The organism is Serratia sp. PL7 (genome assembly GCF_945957435.1).
This window is the reverse complement of sequence record NZ_CAMFLB010000001.1, coordinates 2,791,668-2,810,040: the sequence shown is the minus strand read 5'-3', so window position 1 is coordinate 2,810,040 and position 18,373 is coordinate 2,791,668. Positions and strand designations below refer to the sequence as shown.

20 protein-coding genes are annotated in these 18,373 nt (G+C 59.7%); 8 read left to right on the top strand and 12 right to left on the bottom strand.

Going from position 1 to position 18,373, the window contains the following annotated elements:
- Window positions 1-63: 63 nt before the first annotated feature.
- Window positions 64-624: a DUF3251 domain-containing protein gene (locus tag N6G83_RS13685; RefSeq protein WP_049209300.1), complete on the bottom strand. Its 561-nt coding sequence runs from the start codon at window positions 622-624 to the stop codon at window positions 64-66.
- Between the two features lie 176 nt (window positions 625-800).
- Here N6G83_RS13685 and nrdR point away from each other — a divergent pair, with 176 nt between their 5' ends.
- From nrdR to pgpA, 6 genes are all read left to right on the top strand, one after another.
- Entirely contained in the window at window positions 801-1,250 is a 450-nt protein-coding gene (gene nrdR, locus N6G83_RS13680) for a transcriptional regulator NrdR (RefSeq protein WP_004940387.1), read from the top strand.
- A 10-nt stretch (window positions 1,251-1,260) separates the two neighbouring features.
- Window positions 1,261-2,370 carry a bifunctional diaminohydroxyphosphoribosylaminopyrimidine deaminase/5-amino-6-(5-phosphoribosylamino)uracil reductase RibD gene (ribD, locus tag N6G83_RS13675; protein ID WP_025301750.1) on the top strand — a complete coding sequence of 370 codons (1,110 nt, stop codon included), beginning with the start codon at window positions 1,261-1,263 and terminating at the stop codon, window positions 2,368-2,370.
- A 107-nt stretch (window positions 2,371-2,477) separates the two neighbouring features.
- On the top strand, window positions 2,478-2,948 hold the full coding sequence (gene ribE, locus N6G83_RS13670; RefSeq protein ID WP_004940385.1) for a 6,7-dimethyl-8-ribityllumazine synthase: 471 nt from the start codon (window positions 2,478-2,480) through the stop codon (window positions 2,946-2,948).
- 20 nt (window positions 2,949-2,968) lie between these two features.
- Entirely contained in the window at window positions 2,969-3,385 is a 417-nt protein-coding gene (nusB, locus tag N6G83_RS13665; protein WP_004940384.1) for a transcription antitermination factor NusB, read from the top strand.
- Window positions 3,386-3,436: 51 nt separating this feature from the next.
- Entirely contained in the window at window positions 3,437-4,429 is a 993-nt protein-coding gene (gene thiL / locus N6G83_RS13660) for a thiamine-phosphate kinase (RefSeq protein WP_043135634.1), read from the top strand.
- The gene (gene pgpA, locus N6G83_RS13655) at window positions 4,422-4,916 is read left to right on the top strand and encodes a phosphatidylglycerophosphatase A (RefSeq protein ID WP_004940382.1); all 495 of its coding nucleotides are present in this window, start codon (window positions 4,422-4,424) and stop codon (window positions 4,914-4,916) included. The genes thiL and pgpA overlap by 8 nt, the downstream gene beginning before the upstream one ends.
- 33 nt (window positions 4,917-4,949) lie before the next feature.
- On the opposite strand, the gene N6G83_RS13650 is transcribed toward pgpA, so the two are convergent.
- The 4 genes from N6G83_RS13650 to xseB all read right to left on the bottom strand — a co-directional run bounded on the left by N6G83_RS13650 (window position 4,950) and on the right by xseB (window position 9,120).
- Entirely contained in the window at window positions 4,950-5,924 is a 975-nt protein-coding gene (locus N6G83_RS13650) for an aldo/keto reductase (protein ID WP_025301752.1), read from the bottom strand.
- Between the two features lie 106 nt (window positions 5,925-6,030).
- Window positions 6,031-7,896: a 1-deoxy-D-xylulose-5-phosphate synthase gene (dxs, locus tag N6G83_RS13645; protein ID WP_169540951.1), complete on the bottom strand. Its 1,866-nt coding sequence runs from the start codon at window positions 7,894-7,896 to the stop codon at window positions 6,031-6,033.
- A 34-nt stretch (window positions 7,897-7,930) separates the two neighbouring features.
- Window positions 7,931-8,851 (bottom strand): (2E,6E)-farnesyl diphosphate synthase, encoded by a 921-nt coding sequence (ispA, locus tag N6G83_RS13640; protein WP_169540952.1) that lies wholly within the window; start codon window positions 8,849-8,851, stop codon window positions 7,931-7,933.
- Window positions 8,852-8,856: 5 nt separating this feature from the next.
- On the bottom strand, window positions 8,857-9,120 hold the full coding sequence (xseB, locus tag N6G83_RS13635) for an exodeoxyribonuclease VII small subunit (RefSeq protein WP_025301755.1): 264 nt from the start codon (window positions 9,118-9,120) through the stop codon (window positions 8,857-8,859).
- Between the two features lie 160 nt (window positions 9,121-9,280).
- Here xseB and thiI point away from each other — a divergent pair, with 160 nt between their 5' ends.
- Window positions 9,281-10,729 (top strand): tRNA uracil 4-sulfurtransferase ThiI, encoded by a 1,449-nt coding sequence (thiI, locus tag N6G83_RS13630; RefSeq protein WP_025301756.1) that lies wholly within the window; start codon window positions 9,281-9,283, stop codon window positions 10,727-10,729.
- A 66-nt stretch (window positions 10,730-10,795) separates the two neighbouring features.
- On the opposite strand, the gene yajL is transcribed toward thiI, so the two are convergent.
- The gene (yajL, locus tag N6G83_RS13625; RefSeq protein WP_043135643.1) at window positions 10,796-11,386 is read right to left on the bottom strand and encodes a protein deglycase YajL; all 591 of its coding nucleotides are present in this window, start codon (window positions 11,384-11,386) and stop codon (window positions 10,796-10,798) included.
- The gene (panE, locus tag N6G83_RS13620; protein WP_049295137.1) at window positions 11,349-12,260 is read right to left on the bottom strand and encodes a 2-dehydropantoate 2-reductase; all 912 of its coding nucleotides are present in this window, start codon (window positions 12,258-12,260) and stop codon (window positions 11,349-11,351) included. The genes yajL and panE overlap by 38 nt, the downstream gene beginning before the upstream one ends.
- A 182-nt stretch (window positions 12,261-12,442) precedes the next feature.
- On the opposite strand from panE, the gene N6G83_RS13615 reads away from it, so the two are divergent.
- On the top strand, window positions 12,443-12,934 hold the full coding sequence (locus tag N6G83_RS13615; protein WP_025301759.1) for a YajQ family cyclic di-GMP-binding protein: 492 nt from the start codon (window positions 12,443-12,445) through the stop codon (window positions 12,932-12,934).
- Between the two features lie 34 nt (window positions 12,935-12,968).
- On the opposite strand, the gene N6G83_RS13610 is transcribed toward N6G83_RS13615, so the two are convergent.
- The 5 genes from N6G83_RS13610 to cyoB all read right to left on the bottom strand — a co-directional run bounded on the left by N6G83_RS13610 (window position 12,969) and on the right by cyoB (window position 18,373).
- Complete coding sequence (locus N6G83_RS13610) at window positions 12,969-14,333, bottom strand: MFS transporter (protein ID WP_162495997.1); 1,365 nt, start codon at window positions 14,331-14,333, stop codon at window positions 12,969-12,971.
- A gap of 198 nt (window positions 14,334-14,531) precedes the next feature.
- Window positions 14,532-15,422 (bottom strand): heme o synthase, encoded by an 891-nt coding sequence (gene cyoE, locus N6G83_RS13605; protein ID WP_025301761.1) that lies wholly within the window; start codon window positions 15,420-15,422, stop codon window positions 14,532-14,534.
- A gap of 17 nt (window positions 15,423-15,439) precedes the next feature.
- The gene (locus N6G83_RS13600; protein ID WP_016928864.1) at window positions 15,440-15,778 is read right to left on the bottom strand and encodes a cytochrome o ubiquinol oxidase subunit IV; all 339 of its coding nucleotides are present in this window, start codon (window positions 15,776-15,778) and stop codon (window positions 15,440-15,442) included.
- The gene (locus N6G83_RS13595; protein WP_004940367.1) at window positions 15,778-16,392 is read right to left on the bottom strand and encodes a cytochrome o ubiquinol oxidase subunit III; all 615 of its coding nucleotides are present in this window, start codon (window positions 16,390-16,392) and stop codon (window positions 15,778-15,780) included. Before N6G83_RS13595 ends, N6G83_RS13600 begins: the two co-directional genes overlap by 1 nt.
- Entirely contained in the window at window positions 16,382-18,373 is a 1,992-nt protein-coding gene (gene cyoB / locus N6G83_RS13590) for a cytochrome o ubiquinol oxidase subunit I (protein WP_025301762.1), read from the bottom strand. The genes N6G83_RS13595 and cyoB overlap by 11 nt, the downstream gene beginning before the upstream one ends.

Genomic DNA, 18,373 nt, shown 5'->3' with positions numbered 1-18,373 from the left:
CGCCGCAGTATTCAGCGAAATGAGAAGGAGCGCCAATGGCGCTCCTTTTTTTTGCTTTGGGTTTCAGCGTTGCTGCACCACCGCCGGTTGGGCGGTGGCCACCAGACTGTGCAGACGGATATAGCCGAGCTGTTCCGGCGTCAGGCCGCTGAAGCGTAGCTCGAAGTCCTGACCGGGTTTCGGCAGCAGCGAGTCGGCGCTGGCGATCGGTTGCGACAGTGCTTCGGCGGTCAGCGGCCGGCCGGTGGCCTCATCCAGTTGACCCCATTCCACCACCGCGTTGAACGGCGGCAGCGTAGCCTGTGAGAGGATGCGCACATGCAGCTGCGCCTGCGTGCCGTTGGCTTCGCTCTTGATGTGGCTCAGCGAAACGCTCAGTTCGCCGATGCCGCTCTGCAAACGGGCAGCGCTTCGAGCCGCCGGCAGCAGGTAGACGCCATTGTCGGAGTGCTGATTGAGCAAATTCTGCCGCTCTAGTGCGGTGGTTTGGTCGGTCAGTACGCTCACTTTCTGGTTCAGCGCGGCGACCTGATGGCGCAGCTGAGGCACGGCGGTGTTGTGCGCGCAGCCCGCCAGCAAAATGGCGGCGGCGAGCAGGGCGATTTTAGGGTAACAGGTTGTCATGACGGCGATTTCCTATGCTGAGTCTCCTGCTATCAAGCTTAGTCCGCATAGTGGTGAAAGTCATATCGCTGCCACCTTCCCGCCGCCTGTCGCAACAAATGGCCGCCGCCCTTTGTTGTGGCTGCACTTCGGGTTAAACTGCATTTATCTATAAAAAACGTTTATCAGGACGTGTTATGCATTGCCCTTTCTGCGCCGCCGTTGATACCAAAGTCATCGATTCCCGCCTGGTGGGGGACGGTTCGCAAGTGCGCCGCCGCCGCCAGTGTCTGGTATGCAATGAACGCTTCACCACCTTCGAGGTGGCCGAGCTGGTGATGCCGCGAGTGATTAAAAGCGATGAGGTGCGCGAGCCGTTCAACGAAGACAAACTGCGTCGCGGCATGCTGAAAGCGCTGGAAAAGCGCCCGGTCAGCTCGGACGATGTGGAAAACGCCCTTAATCATATCAAATCCCAACTGCGCGCCACCGGCGAACGCGAAGTGCCGACCAAGTTAGTCGGCAATCTGGTGATGGACGCGCTGAAAAAGCTGGATAAGGTGGCCTACATTCGCTTCGCGTCGGTGTACCGCAGCTTCGAAGACGTGCGCGAGTTCGGTGAAGAGATTGCCCGCCTGCAAGACTAAAGGATCTTTCATGCATCACGACGAATTTTACATGGCGCGCGCCTTCGAACTGGCGCGGCTGGGGCGTTTCACCACCGCGCCCAATCCGAACGTCGGCTGCGTTATCGTGCGCGACGGCGAAATTGTCGGTGAAGGCTATCATCTGCGCGCCGGCGAGCCGCATGCGGAAGTGCACGCGCTGCGCATGGCGGGCGACAAGGCGCGCGGCGCCACTGCCTATGTCACGCTCGAACCGTGCAGCCACCACGGCCGCACGCCACCCTGCGCCGATGCGCTGGTGGCCGCCGGCGTGACGCGGGTGGTCGCGGCGATGCAAGATCCCAATCCTCAGGTGGCGGGGCGCGGCTTGTACAAGCTGCAGCAAGCCGGCGTCGAAGTCCGTCATGGCCTGATGCTGGCCGAGGCCGAAGCGGTCAACCTGGGCTTCCTCAAACGCATGCGCACCGGTTTCCCCTATGTGCAGCTGAAGCTGGGCGCGTCGCTGGACGGCCGCACGGCGATGGCCTCCGGCGAAAGCCAGTGGATCACCTCACCCGAAGCGCGTCAGGACGTGCAGCGCCTGCGCGCGCAGAGCGCCGCCATTCTCAGCACCAGCGCCACCGTGCTGGCGGACGATCCGTCGCTGACGGTGCGTTGGGATGAGCTGGACGCCGAGACGCAGCGCCTCTATCCGCGCGAAAATCTGCGCCAGCCGCTGCGCATCCTGCTCGACAGCCAAAATCGCATTACCCCGCAGCACCGCGTGGTGCAGCAGCCGGGCGCTACCTGGCTGGCGCGCCTGCAGGCGGATGAACAGGCCTGGCCGCAAGAGGTCGAACAGTTTATCTGCCCGGCGCACGGCGGCGGCATCGATCTGGTGGTGATGATGATGCTGTTGGCCAAGCGCCAGGTGAATTCAATCTGGGTAGAGGCGGGCGCAACGCTGGCCGGCGCGCTGCTGCAGGCTGGCCTGGTGGATGAGCTCATTTTGTACATCGCGCCGAAACTGTTGGGCGATAATGGCCGTGGCCTGTGTCATCTGCCGGGCCTGGAACGGCTGGCCGACGCGCCGGAATTCGTCTTTAGTGACGTGCGTCAGGTTGGCCCCGATCTGCGTTTGCGCCTGCGGGCGAAACACTGAATCTCGCGCCCGCGCGCCGGTTTTACAAAAGCGCCGCGCAGGCGATGAAAGAATATGATAGAATCCGCCCCCCTGCGGGGTATTGAACCCATTTTTAAGGAAAGCCCATGAAAGTTATCGAAGGTGTTGTTGCTACTCCAAATGCCCGTGTGGCGATCGCAATTGCACGTTTTAACAATTTCATCAACGACAGCCTGCTGGAAGGTGCCATCGACGCGCTGAAACGCATTGGTCAGGTTGCTGACGACAACATCACCGTTGTCTGGGTCCCGGGCGCTTACGAGCTGCCGCTGACGGCGAGCGTATTGGCCAAAACCGGCAAATACGACGCGGTTATCGCGCTGGGCACCGTTATCCGTGGGGGCACCGCGCACTTCGAATATGTAGCGGGCGAAGCCAGCTCCGGCATCGGCAACGTTGCGATGAATGCCGAAATCCCGGTTGCCTTTGGCGTGCTGACCACCGAAAGCATCGAACAGGCGATCGAACGCGCCGGCACCAAAGCGGGCAACAAGGGCGCTGAAGCCGCGCTGACCGCACTTGAAATGATTAATGTTATCAAAGCTATTAAAGCCTGAATTTAGTTAAGGGGAATTCCGTGAAACCTGCTGCTCGTCGCCGCGCTCGTGAGTGCGCTGTTCAAGCGCTTTACTCTTGGCAGTTGTCTAAAAACGACCTTGCCGATGTTGAACACCAGTTCCTGACGGAGCAGGATGTCAAAGATGTTGACGTCGCCTATTTTCGCGAGTTGCTGTCCGGCGCGGCAGTGAATGCAGGTATGCTGGACGAACTGATGGCGCCTTACCTGTCGCGTCAGCTCGAAGAGCTGGGCCAGGTGGAGCGCGCGGTGCTGCGCGTCGCGCTGTTTGAACTGAAAATGCGCGAGGATGTCCCTTATAAGGTGGCGATTAACGAAGCGATCGAGCTGGCGAAAACCTTCGGCGCGGAAGACAGCCACAAGTTTGTGAACGGGGTGCTGGATAAAGTGGCGCCAACCCTTCGCAAGAAAAAGTAAAACATTAAGGCCGGCATTCCCGGCCTTAATTTCTTCTAGTGGAATATCGATATGGCATGCGGCGAATTTGACCTCATTGCCCGCTATTTTGACCGGTTTAAGCGCGTGCGCCGGGATGTACAGTTGGGCATTGGAGATGACTGCGCACTGCTGGCAGTGCCGGAAAAACAGCTGGTGGCCGTCAGTACCGATACGCTGGTGGCGGGCATTCACTTCCTGCCGGACATCGATCCGGCCGATCTCGGTTACAAGGCGCTGGCGGTCAATCTGAGCGATCTGGCGGCGATGGGCGCCGATCCTGCGTGGCTCTCGCTGGCCCTGACCCTGCCGGAGGTGAACGAGCCGTGGCTGAAGGCCTTCAGCGACAGCCTGTTCGATCAGCTCAACTATTACGGCATGCAGCTGATTGGCGGCGATACCACGCGCGGCCCGCTGAGCATGACGTTGACCATTCAGGGGCTGATCCCGGCCGGCCGGGCGCTGACCCGCAGCGGCGCGCGCATCGGCGACTGGATCTATGTGACCGGCACGCTGGGCGACAGCGCCGCCGGTCTGGCGATCCTGCAGGATCGCCTGGCGGTGACGGATGCGGCGGCGCGCGATTATCTGGTCGCTCGTCATCTGCGGCCGCAGCCGCGGGTGTTGCAGGGGCAGGCGCTGCGCGATCTGGCCAGCTCGGCGATCGACATCTCCGATGGCCTGATTTCCGATCTGAAGCATATCCTGAAGGCCAGCGACTGTGGCGCACGCATCGTACTGGACGAGCTGCCGATGTCGCAGGCGCTGAGCAGCCACGCCGATGCCGAGCAGGCGCTGCGTTGGGCGCTGGCGGGCGGCGAAGATTACGAGCTGTGCTTCACCGTGCCGGAGATCAACCGCGGCGCGCTGGAAGTGGCGCTGAGCCACCTTGGAGCCGACTACACCTGTATCGGCCAAATTGGCCCGCTGTCTGAAGGTATTCGCTATTATCGCGACGATGAGGCGGTAGAGCTGGACTGGGCCGGCTTCGATCATTTCAACGCGGAGCCGGGCACCGATGGATGAAGCCAAGCGCCGGCTGCGGATGAGCAATCCGTGGCACCTGTTGGCCACCGGTTTTGGCAGCGGTTTGTCGCCGGTGATGCCGGGCACCATGGGATCGCTGGCGGCGATCCCGTTCTGGCTGCTGCTGATCCAACTGCCGTGGCAGCTCTACTCGCTGGCGGTGATGTTCAGCATTTGCATCGGCGTCTATATTTGCCATCGCACGGCAAAAGACATGAAGGTGCACGATCACGGCAGCATCGTCTGGGACGAATTCGTCGGCATGTGGATCACGCTGATGGCGTTGCCGGTCAACGATTGGCGCTGGGTCGCCGCCGGTTTCGTCATCTTCCGTATTCTGGATATGTGGAAACCGTGGCCGATCCGCTGGTTCGACCGCAACGTGCATGGCGGCATGGGTATTATGGTCGACGATATCATCGCCGGCGTGCTGTCCGCCGGCATCATCTACCTGATTGGGCACCACTGGCCGATCGGGCTGTTCTGACAGACGGGTGCGCTTCTTCGCGCCCGCTTCTCTTTATTCAAACCCTGTCACCCGGTGCGGCACGTAAGCCGTCTCCAGTTCCGCCACCTCTTGCGGCGACAAACTCAAATCGACCGCGGCGATGGCGTCGTCCAGCTGTTCGCTGCGCGAAGCGCCGACGATCGGCGCGCTGACCGCCGGCTTGTTCAGCAGCCAGGCCAGTGCGATCTGCGCGCGTGACACGCCGCGTTCCTCGGCGAGGCTGGCGACGCGCTCGGCGATAATGGCGTCAATGCCTTCGGTTTCCTCGTACAGGCTTTTGCCGAACTGGTCGGAAACCAGCCGCGCGGTGGTTTCGCCCCAGGGGCGGGTCAGGCGGCCGCGCGCCAGCGGGCTCCACGGCAGCACGGCGATGCCTTCGGCGGCGCACAGCGGGTGCATCTCGCGCTCTTCTTCGCGCTGGATCAGGTTGTATTGATCCTGCATGCTGACGAAGCGCGTCCAGCCGTGCAGATCGGCGGTATACAGCGCTTTGGCGAACTGCCAGGCGTACATCGAGGAGGCGCCGATGTATCGCGCCTTACCGGCTTTCACCACGTCGTGCAGCGCTTCCAGCGTCTCTTCCAGCGGCGTTTCGTAATCCCAGCGATGGATTTGCAGCAAATCGACATAGTCGGTGCCCAGACGCCGCAGGCTGTCGTCGATGGATTGCATGATCTTGGCGCGCGACAAACCGCGCTCCAGGTTGCTCAGCGGGAAATACACCTTGGTGGCGATCACCACCTCCTCGCGGCGCGCATAGTCGCGCAGCGCCCGGCCGAGGATCTCCTCGCTGCTGCCGTCGGAATAGCTGTTGGCGGTGTCGAAAAAGTTGATGCCGGCTTCCAGCGCCTGTTTCAGCAGCGGACGGCTACTCTCTTCAGGCAGCGTCCAGGCGTGATTGCCGCGGTTCGGTTCGCCGTAGGTCATGCAACCCAGGCAGATGCGCGAGACGTTCAGATCGGTGTTGCCCAGTTTCAGGTACTTCATGCTTGCCTCCCATTCACAGCTCAGACAGTAACTGTAGCGCGGATCCCGAAGGGCGGAAACGAAAACGCCCCCGCAGGCGGAGGCGTTTGTCAGATGCAGGCGGTGATTACTGCGCCAGCCAGGTTTCGATTTGGCGCTGAATGCCGGCGGCGTCCAGCCCCAGATCGGCGCGCAGCTCTTCCTGGCTGCCCTGCGAGACGAAGCTGTCCGGCAGGCCGAGGTTCAGCACCGGCACCGGGCGGCGTTTGGCCATCAGCAGTTCGTTAACGCCGCTACCGGCGCCGCCCATGATCGCGTTCTCTTCCAGCGTGACCAGCGTTTCATGGCTGGCGGCCAGTTCGAGCACCAACTGCTCGTCCAGCGGTTTGACGAAGCGCATGTCGACCAGCGTGGCGTTGAGCGCTTCCGCCGCTTGCGTGGCCTCCGGCAGCAGGGTGCCGAAGTTGAGAATGGCGATCTTTTCCCCCTGACGGCGCACCACGCCTTTGCCGATCGGCAACAGGCTGAGCGGCTCCAGCGTAACGCCGGTGCCGGTGCCGCGCGGATAGCGCACGGCGCTCGGGCCGTCGTTATAGTGATAGCCGGTATACAGCATCTGCCGGCATTCGTTCTCGTCGCTTGGCGTCATGATCACCATGGTCGGGATGCAGCGCATGAACGACAGATCGAACGCCCCCTGATGGGTCTGGCCGTCGGCGCCGACGATGCCGCCGCGATCGATGGCGAACATCACCGGCAGGTTTTGGATCGCCACATCATGGATCAGCTGATCGTAGGCGCGTTGCAGGAAGGTGGAATAGATCGCCACCACCGGCTTGTAGCCGCCGATCGCCAGCCCGGCGGCGAAAGTGACCGCGTGCTGCTCGGCGATCGCCACGTCGAAATATTGCTGCGGGTAGTCGCGAGAGAACTGCACCATGCCGGAGCCTTCGCGCATCGCCGGCGTGATCGCCATCAGCGAGCTGTCTTTGGCGGCGGTTTCACACAGCCAGTCGCCGAAGATTTTCGAATAGGTCGGCAGACCTCCGGCGCTTTTCGGCAGCGTGCCGCTGGCGGGATCGAACTTCGGCACCGCGTGGAAGCTGATCGGATCCTTCTCCGCCGGCGCGTAACCACGGCCTTTCTTGGTCATGATGTGCAACAGCTGTGGGCCTTTCAGATCGCGCATGTTTTTCAACGTGGCGACCAGGCCCTGTACGTCGTGCCCGTCTACCGGGCCGATGTAGTTGAAGCCCAGCTCTTCGAACAGCGTACCCGGCACCACCATGCCTTTCAGGTGCTCTTCGGTGCGTTTCACCAGCTCCTTGATCGGCGGCACGCCGGCCAGCACTTTCTTGCCGCCTTCGCGCAGGGTGGAGTAAAGCTTGCCGGACAGCAGCTGCGCCAGGTGATTGTTCAGCGCGCCGACGTTTTCCGAGATCGACATCTCGTTGTCGTTCAGCACCACCAGCATGTCCGGATTGATGTCGCCGGCGTGGTTCATCGCTTCGAACGCCATGCCGGCGGTGATGGCGCCGTCGCCGATCACACACACCGTGCGGCGGCCTTTGCCTTCACGCTCTGCCGCCACCGCCATGCCGAGGCCGGCGCTGATCGAGGTCGATGAGTGGCCGACCGACAGCACGTCGTATTCGCTTTCGGCGCGCCACGGGAACGGATGCAGGCCGTTCTTTTGCCGAATGGTGGCGATGCGGTCGCGACGACCGGTCAGAATTTTGTGCGGGTAGGCCTGGTGGCCGACGTCCCACACCAGATGATCGAACGGCGTGTTGTAGACGAAATGCAACGCCACCGTCAGTTCGACGGTACCCAGCCCGGAGGCAAAGTGGCCGCTGGAACGACTGACGCTGTTCAGCAGGTATTGCCGCAGCTCATCGCACAGCTTCGGCAAGCTCTCTTTGGGCAGCGAGCGGAGTTCCTCGGGGTTTTCCGCTAGCGCCAGGGTTGGGTATTTGGCTATATCAAGACTCATTCGATACTCATATCAGAGGAGTTAACGTCACACGTTAATTGTCGCGTTCAATAATGAAGCTGGCTAACGCTCGCAATGGCGCTGTGTTATAAGATTGCGCTGCCAAAGTGTCCAATGCAGCTAATGCTTCCTGATAGAGATCCCACGCTTTTGCTTTCGCGCTGTCAAGCCCGAGTAACGCCGGGTAGGTACTCTTTCCGTGTTGTTGGTCCGCTCCCTGGCGCTTGCCGATTTTCTCAGTCTCGCCGACAACGTCCAAAATGTCATCCTGAACCTGGAACGCCAGGCCGACCGCGGCGGCGTAACGATCCAGCTGCGGCAGCGCCGCTCGCCCGGCTTCGCCGGCGCTCAGCGCGCCCAAGCGCACCGCCGCGCGGATCAGCGCGCCGGTTTTGTGGCGGTGGATCTGCTCTAGCGCCTGCAGATCGACGCGATTGCCTTCGGCTTCCAGATCCAGCGATTGGCCGCCGCACATGCCGGCTACGCCGCTGGCGGTCGCCAGTTCGGAGACCATCGCTAGCCGATCGCGCAACGCCACGTCAGGCATTTCGGCATCGGCCAGGATCGAAAACGCCAGCGTTTGCAGCGCATCGCCGGCCAGGATCGCGTTGGCTTCGCCGAATTTAATGTGGCAGGTCGGCTGGCCGCGGCGCAGATCGTCGTCGTCCATCGCCGGCAGATCGTCGTGGATCAGCGAGTAGGCATGAATGCATTCTACCGCTGCCGCCGGCGCATCCAGGTTGCTCAGCGACACGCCGAACATCTGGCCGGTGGTGTAGACCAGGAATGGCCGCAGGCGCTTGCCGCCCAGCAAGGCGCCGTGACGCATCGCCGCCACCATGTTGCCGTCGTTGAACGGCAGCGGGGCGATGAAGTCCAACAGCGCGCGATCGGCACGCTGGCGGAAAATCTGCATTTGATCGGCAAAAGCGGCCGATGGGGCGATCTCAGACATGTCGGTTACTCGGTATCCGGTGTAAAAGGCGTCAGCGCCGCATCGTCGGCGCTGTCGTTAAGGAGTATCTGCACACGCTGTTCCGCCTGTTGCAGTTTCTGCTGGCCTTGACGCGCCAGCTGTACGCCACGTTCGAACTCGTTCAGCGCGTCTTCCAGCGGCAATTCGCCTGACTCCAGACGCGTCACGATGCTTTCCAGCTCGCCGAGGGCGCTTTCAAAGCTGGCAGTTTGCTCTGTACTGGCTGATTGTGCTGGTTTTTTCGGCATAATTTTCTTTTTACGTCATCATGTGAACCGTGGCGCCAGAGCCTATCCTAGCGGATCTTGATTAGCAAATCATGGCGCTCATGTGTGGTTTTGTGCGCAGAGCACGGCGATATGGTGATATACTCCGCGCCGTAATTCTTATCTGACAACAAAGACCGCCATGAAGTTTATCATTAAATTGTTCCCGGAAATCACCATCAAGAGCCAATCTGTGCGCTTGCGCTTTATCAAGATTCTCTCGACCAATATTCGCAACGTCCTGAAGCAGTATGATGAAACGCTGGCGGTCGTCCGTCACTGGGATCATATCGAAGTTCGCGCCAAAGATGAAAACCAGCGGCCGATCATCGCCGACGCCCTGACGCGCATTCCCGGCATCCACCATATTTTGGAAGTGGAAGACCGCGCTTATACCGACATCCACCACATCTTCGAGCAGACGCTGGAAGCCTACCGCGCCCAGTTGGAAGGCAAAACCTTCTGCGTGCGCGTCAAGCGCCGCGGCAAGCAGGCGTTCAATTCGCAGGACGTGGAGCGCTACGTCGGCGGCGGCCTGAACCAGCATATCGAGAGCGCGCGCGTTAACCTGACCCGCCCGCAGGTCACGGTAAATCTGGAGATTGAAGACGACAAGCTGATGCTGGTCAAACGCCGCCTCGAAGGCATCGGTGGTTACCCGGTCGGCACCCAGGAAGACGTACTGTCGTTGATTTCCGGCGGTTTCGACTCGGGCGTCTCCAGCTATATGTTGATGCGTCGCGGTTGCCGCGTGCACTTCTGCTTCTTCAACCTGGGCGGCGCTGCGCACGAGATCGGCGTGAAGCAGGTGGCACATTATCTCTGGAATCGCTTCGCCAGTTCGCACAAGGTGCGCTTCGTCGCTATCGACTTCGAGCCGGTGGTGGGCGAGATCCTGGAGAAGGTCGACGACGGCCAGATGGGCGTGGTCCTCAAGCGCATGATGGTGCGCGCCGCTTCGCAAGTAGCCGAACGCTACGGCGTGCAGGCGCTGGTGACCGGTGAGGCGCTGGGGCAGGTCTCCAGCCAGACGCTGACCAACCTGCGCTTGATCGACAATGCGTCCGATACCTTGATCCTGCGTCCGCTGATCTCGCACGATAAAGAGCACATCATCAAGCTGGCGCGCGAAATCGGCACTGAAGACTTCGCCAAAACCATGCCGGAATATTGCGGTGTGATTTCGAAGAGCCCGACGGTAAAAGCCGTCAAGGCCAAGATCGAAGAGGAAGAGAGCCACTTCGATTTCAGCATTCTTGACCGCGTGGTGAGCGAGGCGAAGAACGTTGATATCCGCTCTATCGCCGAACAGACGCAGGAACAGGTGACCGAGGTGGAAACCGTCGCGGCCTTCGGCGCCGACGAGGTGATCCTGGATATCCGCTCCAACGACGAGCAGGAAGAGAAACCGCTGCAGCTGGAACAGGTTGAAGTGAAAGCGCTGCCGTTCTACAAGCTGAGCACCCAGTTTGGTAATCTGGACCAGAGCAAAACCTACCTGCTGTACTGCGAGCGCGGCGTGATGAGCCGCCTGCAGGCGCTGTACCTGTTGGAGCAGGGCTTCAACAACGTGAAGGTTTATCGCCCGTAACGCACGGAGCGGCATCAACGAGAAGGGCTGAACCGATGTTCAGCCCTTTTTTTATCGGCAAGCCGCTCAGTCGCGGAAGTCGTACATCCCCGGGATCAGCACCAGCTGCGCGGCGATCTCCGCCGCCTTGGCTTTACCAAGCAGCAGGTCTATCAGCTTCAGCGCGAACTCCATCGCGGTGCCCGGCCCCTGGCTGGTGAGCAGGTTGACGCGGGCATCGTACACCACGCGGCGCTCCATCCATTTATCCGCCGGTATCTGGTCTTTCAGGCCCGGGAAGCCGGTCATGTTGCCGATCGGGAACAGATCGTGGTGTTGCAGCACCAGCGCCGGCGCCGCGCAGATGGCGGCGACGATGTTGCCCTGCAGATGCATTTGCCGCACCTTCTCCACCAGCAGCGGGCTGTCGCGGAAGCATTCCGCGCCTTTCAGGCCGCCGGGCAGCACGATGGCGTCGAACGGCTCATCGACGATCGCCACCAGCGGCGCGTCGGCCAGCAGCTTGACGCCGCGCGAACAGACGATAGTCAGCTCGCCGTCGCCGGCAACGCTGGCGGTAGTGACTTTTACGCCCGCCCGCACCAGCAGGTCGATGGTGGTGACGGCTTCGGTTTCTTCGCTACCAGGTGCCAGGCAGACCAGCGCCGATACGCTCATATTCATTTTCCTTTCGTTTAATCAATTCAAACAGCCGCGCATTCTCCGGCAGCGTGAGGCCGTGGCTGCGCGCGCGGCGCAGCAGGTAACCGGTGATGTAGTCGATCTCGGTGTGCCGCTGGCTGCGGATGTCCTGCAGCATCGACGAAATGTTGTCGGCGGTGCTGTGGATCACGTCCATCACGTATTGCATCAGGCCTTCACAGGAGGTGTGGTAGCCCTCCATCGCCATCACGCTAGCGACTTCACGGCACAGCGTTTCGATCTGTTCCGGGTAACGCTGCAGGTCGCCGTTGCGGCAGCCGTACAGCGCCGTCAGCGGGTTGATCACGCAGTTGACCGCCAGCTTGCGCCAGTTGGCCGAGGCGATATTGTTGTGCCAGGCGACGTCAGGCAGCGCCTGATGCAGCACTTCCGCCAGGTGGCTGAGGTGTTGGGCGGCCGGCGAGGTTGGGCCGATGTGAGTGATGCCGGTGGCGACGTGGATAATGGTGCTGCCTTCGTGGCGCGCAGCGTGGGTGGTGGTGCCCTGCAGGATGGGCTGGCCGTTCGGCGGCAGCTCTTCCTGGGTGCCCATACCGTTGTGCAGCAGCAAAATAGCACAGTGGGGGTTCAGCTTCGGCAGCAGCGCGCTGACCGCGCTGGACACCTGCCAGGCTTTTAGCGTCACCAGCAGCAGCTCGCTTTGCGCAAGATGCTCCGGATCGTTGGTGGGCAAATTGCGATTGAACGAGACGCCTTCCGGCTCTATCACGTTCACTGCGCAAAAAGGCTGTGGCACTCTTAGCCATCCCTGTACATCGTGGCCCTGCTGATACAGCCGGGAGAGCCACAGTTGTCCGAGCGCGCCGCAACCAAGAATGGTTATTTTCATTCAGTCTCCTTGGAAACACGGGAATACCGCTCAATTACCGTGAATTAACTATAGGCTTTATGGCAGCCCGAAGCGCTATCCCTGCGTGCGTTCAGCAGATTTTGTCTGAGGCGGCAAAGCGGTTATCATGCTCGGCATCAAAATCGCCTAAGCTATTAGGCACTCATTCAGGAGGAAGAAGTATGCCATCTTTCGACATCGTTTCCGAAATTGATATGCAGGAAGTGCGTAACGCCGTTGAGAACGCTACCCGCGATCTCGGTACCCGCTGGGATTTTCGCAACGTGCCGGCCAGCTTTGAGCTAAACGAGAAAGACCAAAGCATCAAGGTTGCCACCGAGTCTGATTTCCAGGTGCAACAGCTGCTCGACATTCTGCGCGAAAAGCTGAGCAAGCGCAGCATCGACGGCGCTGCGCTGGAGATCCCGGAAGAGTTTACCCACAGCGGCAAAACCTACAGCGTGGAAGCCAAGCTGAAGCAGGGGATTGAAACCTCTGTGGCGAAGAAAATCGTCAAGCTGATCAAAGACAGCAAGCTGAAGGTGCAGGCGCAGATCCAGGGTGAAGAAGTACGGGTGACCGGCAAGTCACGCGACGATTTGCAGAGCGTGATGGCGCTGGTGCGCGGCGGCGATCTGGGGCAGCCGTTCCAGTTCAAGAACTTCCGCGATTAATCTCTACGGGGCCGGCATTGCCGGCCCTGATTCTTTACAGCGAATTGATCAGCGCTTCCAGCTGACCGCGATTGGTCTGCTTAGTATCCACCTTGACGTAGGCGCTGCGCTCTTCCGGCACGACGATCGCCTCGGCCACGCCGGGCTGTGCCTTCAGGCGGCTTTCCAGCGCCGAATCCTTCACCGCCAGTTCCGACAGCGTAATGCGCAGGCTGCTGACATACGGCGGCTCTTTCATGGTGCTGCTGACCAGGAACCAGACTGCGGCCAGCACGGCGCCGGCGATAAACACCAAGCCCGCCCCCTGCAAACCGTACAGCCAGCCTCCGAGGCTGCCGCCGATCGCCACGCCGATAAACTGGCTGGTGGAGTAGACCCCCATCGCGGTGCCCTTGTAGCCGGCCGGTGATTCTTTGCTGATCAGTGAAGGCAGAATGGCTTCCATCACGTTGAAGGCCATGAAGAACAGCTGCACGCCGGCGATGATGCCCCATAGATGAGCGCCGGAGAGCCACAGCAGCACTTCGGCGCAAAACAGCACCGCCACGCAGCCCATAAACACCTGCTTCATGCGGCGATATTTTTCGGCATAGATGATGAACGGCACCACGGCGGCGAACGACACCAGCATGGTCACCAGGTAGACGATCCAGTGGTCGCTGGCCGCCAGCCCGGCTTTCTCCATCGCTAGCGGCAGCGCCACGAAGCTCGACATCAGCAGGATATGCAGGCACATGATGCCGAAGTTGAGCTTCAGCAGGCGCGAGTTGCTCAGCACTTTGCGGAAGCTGCCGCGCACGATGCTGGACTCGCGGTTCAGCAGATGGGTATCGGCGGAAGGTACTACTGCCAGAGTGATGACGATGCCGGCCAGCGCCAGCACGGCGATCATCCAGAACAACGCATGCAGGCCCAAGGCATGGGTGATGATGGGGCCCAGAACCATGGCGATGGCGAAGGTGATACCGAAGCTGACGCCGATGAACGCCATCGCTTTGGTGCGGTTCTGCTCGCGGGTCAGATCGGAGAGCAGCGCCATTACCGCGGCGGCGATGGCGCCGGAGCCTTGCAACGCGCGGCCGAGGATCACGCCCCAGATAGAGTCAGTGACGGCGGCGATCACGCTGCCGAGGGCAAAGATCAGTAGGCCGCCGACGATCAGCGGCTTGCGGCCTATGCGATCGGACACCAGGCCGAACGGGATCTGAAATACCGCCTGTGCCAGGCCGTAAATGCCGATGGCGATGCCGATCAGCGCTTCGCTGGCGCCGTTGAGCGCCATGCCGTAGGTGGTCAGCACCGGCAGTACCATAAACATGCCGAGCATGCGCAGGGAGAATACGGTGCCCAATCCCCAGGTGGCGCGGCGCTCCTGCGGGGTCATTGAATTATCGTTCACATCAAACCTCGGTAAAAACCATGCCATCAGACGTTGCGACAGCGCCTGATGGCATGATTTCTGTAAAGCTGCGTCATTTTAGTGTGCAGGGCAGGGGGGGTAAATCGAATGTTGTTTAACAGATATTACAGTTTGGCCGCTTTTCGGCGTGACAAATAAAATGGGCCGCAAAAGCGGCCCATTCACAGATGATTTGGCTTACCAAACGTAGGTCACCAGCGCTTCAGGCGCCGCCGTGGCGCTGAAGTCGATCGACATCATCACGCTCAGCGAGGTGATGGCGACGATGGAGAACACGAACAGTTTACGCGCCCAGACGCTGTCGTTTTCGGTCTTGTAACCGCGCAGCGCCATGCCCAGCCACCATACGCTCACCGCCGCAGCAACGATCAGGTACTTGTAGCCGGCATAACCAACCAGGGTCAGCATCAGCGTGGCGATCATAAATGCCAGGATGTAGACCGTGATGTGGTTCTTGGCGACGGAAATGCCTTTCACCACCGGCAGCACCGGAATGTTGGCCGCCTGGTAATCTTTAAAGCGGAAGATAGCGATCGCATAAGAATGCGGCATCTGCCACAGGCTAAAGATAGCCAGCAGGATCAACGCGCCGGCGTCGAACTCGTTGGTCACCGCGCAGTAGCCGATAACCGGCGGCGCGGCGCCCGACAGGCTGCCGATCAGCGTGCCGTAGACCGAGTGGCGTTTCATGTACAGGCTGTAAACGCCGACATAAACCACGAAGCCCATCACCGCCAGCCACATGGCCAGCGGGTTGGCTGCGATATACAGCAACGCAAAGCCCACAATACCCAAAGCGGTCGCATAAACCAGGGTGACACTCGGCGCGATCAGGCCTTTTACCAGCACCCGATTCTTCGTTCTCTCCATTTTCTTGTCGATGTCGCGGTCGATGTAGTTGTTAAACACACAGCCCGACGCGACCACCAACGAGACACCCACCAGGGTGGCGAGAAACAGGGGATAGTCGATGCTCCCTTTGGAAGCGAGCAGGAATCCCCCGACGACAGAAATTAAATTGCCGAAAATAATTCCTGGTTTAGTGACTTGCAGGTATTGCTTAATCATCACGTGCAGCTCAGCTCTTAATCGACCATCATATTGATGTTGAGGTTGTACATAATCCAGAGTGAACCTACAACAACGATACCGATGATCATAGCGGTGAACAGCAATGCCACCAGGTTCCAGCGCTCTTCCGATGAGGTGTTCATGTGCAGGAAGTAAACCAGGTGAACAATCACCTGGATAACCGCCATACCGACAACAACCGCCAGGATGGTGGAATGAGAGGCGGAGCCGTTCATTACCATCGCAAATGGAATTACCGTCAGGATGATCGACAGGATAAAGCCGATCAGGTATGACTTCACGCTGCCGTGGCTTGCGCCGCCGTGAGAGGTTTCATGGGATGAATGGCTCATTACATAACCCCCAGCAGGTAGACAACGGTAAATACGCAGATCCAGACCACGTCCAGGAAGTGCCAGAACAGGCTCAGGCACATCAGGCGGGTTTTGTTGGTCGCGGTCAGGCCGAACTTGCTCACCTGAATCATCAGCACGATGATCCAAATCAGGCCAGAAGTCACGTGCAGACCGTGGGTGCCGACCAGCGCGAAGAAGCTGGACAGGAACGCGCTGCGATCCGGACCGAAGCCTTCGGCGATCAGGTGATGGAATTCATAGATTTCCATCGCCACGAAGCCCAGACCAAACAGGAAGGTCAGGAACAACCAGGTGTTTACACCGCCAACTTTACCTTTGTTCATGGCGATCATCGCCATGCCGTAGGTGATGGAGCTGAACAACAGCAGGAAAGTTTCGACCAGGACAAACTTCAGGTCGAAGATGTCTTTGCCTGAGGGACCGCCAGCGGTCCCGTTCACCAGGACTGCATAAGTCGCGAACAAGCTCGCAAACAAAATACAGTCGCTCATCAGGTAGATCCAGAATCCGAAGACTTTGGTCTCTCCTGCGTCGTGGTGCCCATGCTCTGCATGGGCTGCGTTATGATTGGTCAGAGTTTCAGTTGACATGGTTCACGCCTGCTTTACGGATTTGTTCGTAGTGTTGGTTCTCAATGCGCTCGATTTCATCAACCTGCACATAGTAGTCAACATCGTGATCGAAGCTCTTGCCGATCCAGACAACGATCATACCGATGAAGCCGGCCAGAGCCATCCACCAGATTTCCCAAATCATTGCGAAACCGAATACCAGGCTGAAGAAGGCGATGATAACGCCGGCGCCGGTGTTCTTAGGCATATGAATCGGTTCGTATTTAGCCGGTTTCTTATACGCTTCGCCTTTTTCTTTCATGTCCCAGAACTCATCACGGTCATGGATCTGTGGCACTACGGCAAAGTTATAGAACGGCGGTGGAGACGAGGTTGACCACTCCAGAGTACGAGCACCCCATGGGTCACCGGTCAGATCGCGGTTCTGTTCGCGGTCACGGATACTGACGAAGATCTGGGTCAGCTGGCACAGGATGCCGCAGGCGATCAGCGCCGCACCGCCGGCTGCAACCAGCAGCAGAGGGTGGAACTCAGGGTTGATGTTCTGGCTGATACGACGGGTCATGCCCATAAAGCCCAATGCGTACAGCGGCATGAAGGCGGTGAAGAAGCCGATGATCCAAAACCAGAACGCGCGGATGCCCCATTTTTCGTTCAGCGTGAAGCCGAAGGATTTCGGGAACCAGTAGGTCAGGCCCGCGAAGCAACCGAACACCACGCCGCCGATGATGACGTTGTGGAAGTGAGCGATCAGGAACAGGCTGTTGTGCAGCACGAAGTTCGCGCCCGGTACCGCCAGCAGAACGCCGGTCATACCACCCACGGAGAAGGTGATGATGAAGCCAACGGTCCACAGCATCGCGGAGTTGAGCTTGATACGGCCCTGATACATGGTGAACAGCCAGTTGAAGATTTTCACCCCGGTCGGGATGGAAATGATCATGGTGGCGATACCGAAGAAGGCGTTAACGTTCGCGCCGGACCCCATGGTGAAGAAGTGGTGCAGCCAGACGATGAACGACAGAACGGTAATCGCGATGGTTGCCCATACCAGTGAGGTATAGCCGAACAGGCGTTTTCTGGAGAAGGTTGCGGTGACTTCGGAGAACACGCCGAACACCGGCAGAACCAGGATATACACCTCTGGGTGACCCCAGGCCCAAATCAGGTTGATGTACATCATCATGTTGCCGCCCATATCATTGGTGAAGAAATGGGTGCCCAGATAGCGATCCAGGGTCAGCAGCGCGATGGTGACGGTCAGAATTGGGAAAGAAACGATGATCAGGACGTTAGTACACAGTGCCGCCCAGGTGAACACCGGCATCTTCATCAGAGGCATGCCAGGGGCGCGCATCTTCAGAATGGTGGCGAAGAAGTTCACGCCGGTCAGCAGGGTACCCAGACCGGAAATCTGCAGACTCCAGATCCAGTAATCGACCCCGACGCCAGGACTGTACTCTTTACCCGACAGCGGCGGATACGCCAGCCAACCGGTCTGAGCGAACTCACCGACCCCCAGGGAGATGTTGATCAGCACAACGCCCACCACGAAGAACCAGAAGCTCAGGGAGTTCAGGAACGGGAAGGCAACGTCGCGCGCACCGATTTGCAGCGGTACCACGACGTTCATCAGGCCGACTACGAAAGGCATCGCCATGAAGAAGATCATGATAACGCCGTGCGCGGTGAAGATCTGGTCGTAGTGGTGCGGCGGCAGGAACCCGGCTTCGCCGGCGGACGCCAACGCCTGCTGGCTACGCATCATGATGGCGTCGGCGAAGCCGCGCAGCAGCATGACCATCGCCACGACGATGTACATGATACCAATTTTTTTATGGTCGACCGAAGTCAGCCATTCGCTCCACAGCCACTTCCATTTGCCGAAATAGGTCAGCAGCGCCAGCACTGCCAGGCCCCCGACAATAATTGCGGCTACGGTGACCATGATGATCGGTTCGTGGTACGGAACCGCATCAAGTGTTAATTTTCCCAACAT